Origin of the sequence: Lacticaseibacillus absianus, assembly GCF_013407595.1 — a bacterium.
GTDB lineage: Bacteria > Bacillota > Bacilli > Lactobacillales > Lactobacillaceae > Lacticaseibacillus > Lacticaseibacillus absianus.
In genome coordinates, this window is sequence record NZ_JABEKX010000011.1 from 1 (window position 1) to 1,789 (window position 1,789).

Below are 1,789 nucleotides of genomic sequence, written 5' to 3' on the forward strand. Positions count from 1 at the left end.
GGTTGTACTTCTTAGCCATAACAGATCCTCCAGTAATCATACTTTGATGTCATTATACTAGATTCACTGTCTCACTTTTGAGGGTAACACCAAAAAGTTCTGGTAGGCGGCGTTCATATCCATACAGATGTGTTTGACGCCGGCTCTTTGCTCGCTCGAATAGTGGCTCTTGAAGAAGTCCTTAATGGTCGCTGAGAGACGATCACCAAGCACTGTGACCCTTTTGTGAGTATCTGCGTCAATACAGATAAATGACATTGTGGAGTGAGTCGAACGGAACTCATCAAAACACAAATTTACTGGGAGGTAGTTGAGCGGATGCGGCTTGATATCATCGTCGATGATGCGCTCAATAGAAGTCGTCGAGATACCAGTAATAGAAGCTATCTGTTTCCCTGGTATAGCAAGTTTAGAGAGCTTGAGCGCATACTCCGAAATTCCGGTAGAGATCGCATGATTAGGCTTTACGACGGGCGTCGTGGCAGTGAGAGTTGACCGACAGTTACGACAACGCCAGCGCTGCTTATCCAACTCTAGGATTACCGGGCAATCAGTTGGGCCGTTGACGTGAATACGCGTACGGATGTGCCCATTGCGTCGCAATGCCGGCATGCCACAACTTGGACAGCGTTCTAGGAAATACGTCAGTTCTGCATGAACCACCTGATACTTCTTACGACCCTGGCCGTGACCGCGGATCTCATCACGTACATCACTGACCGTGATATTCGAATCTGTAATTCCAAGCAGCTTAAGAGTACTATTTAAGTCGGACATCTAGTCATACCTCGCTTTGTTTGGGTTTCGTCGCTTAAAGCATAGCACCGAGGAGACTAGGTGTTCTTTTGTTATACAAAGATGGATCTAGAATCTCTGGCGTTATTAGTATCAACACCAAAAATTCTAGATCCGATTTTTTTATCTCGGCGCTCTTTCTATTGAAGTGATTTGAATATTTATTGTGGCAATACTTCGCCGTCTTTATTAAGCTGCTTCTCAATACTGGTCAGCGACTTCCCCTCAGGAAAGTCCGCGTGGATTGAAAACCCGGTATCAACTGAGTCAATATCTAGCTCTTTATTCTTTAAGGTTAAATCATCGTATCCGATTAACTTGTACGTTTTTTTACCACCATTTATTGCTGTGGATTCATACAAGCCAGCGGCCGTAATGTTCATCGAGTCGGAAAAGTCGTTGTCGTTATGACTGGGGTTGTGCACGGGTACCATTTGTCCAACGGAAGTTTGACGACTCGATCCTGATTGGTATTCGTTGAACGAGCTTATTGGGGTGTAGGAGAATATATAAGCCTTGATAAGCTTTTTTGAAGAGTATTTTGACAAGCCGCTATTAAGGTGGGCGTGCGGACGTTTTTCTGGACTTTCAACCTCAGGCAACCATGTTCTGACGGTATTCTTGTGGGCTCTTTCCTCCTAAAACTTTTTTCTTCATTTAGTGTTATACCACTCAATATACTGGTTGAGTTCCTTGGTGAAATCGTCAATAGATTTTCCTAGCCAACTTCTGTTATAAAAGAATTCAGTTTTTAGGTGACCAAAGAAGCTCTCTGCTTGAGCATTATCTGGGGTTCTGGCTTTCTTCGACATAGAACGTGTGAAGCCAAATTCATCCATCAACTCAATCCACCCCGGCCACCTGTAATGAGCCCCTCGATCTGAATGTACAACAGGCTTCTCTGGTGTTACCCTCAAAAGTGAGACAGTGAATCTAGTATAATGACATCAAAGTATGATTACTGGAGGATCTGTTATGGCTAAGAAGTACAACC

1 protein-coding gene and 2 pseudogenes are annotated in these 1,789 nt (G+C 44.0%); all 3 read right to left on the reverse strand.

The genetic code is table 11. The features are described from left to right. Positions 1–90: 90 nt before the first annotated feature. Positions 91–777, reverse strand: a pseudogene (locus HII33_RS13680) (transposase); the annotation flags it as partial. Between the two features lie 179 nt (positions 778–956). Beyond that, positions 957–1,397, reverse strand: coding sequence for a hypothetical protein (locus HII33_RS13685; RefSeq protein ID WP_179396344.1), 441 nt, complete (start codon positions 1,395–1,397; stop codon positions 957–959). After that, positions 1,390–1,697 (reverse strand): annotated as a pseudogene (locus HII33_RS13690) (IS3 family transposase); the annotation flags it as partial. The pseudogene HII33_RS13690 and the gene HII33_RS13685, both read right to left, overlap by 8 nt. Positions 1,698–1,789 lie beyond the last annotated feature (92 nt).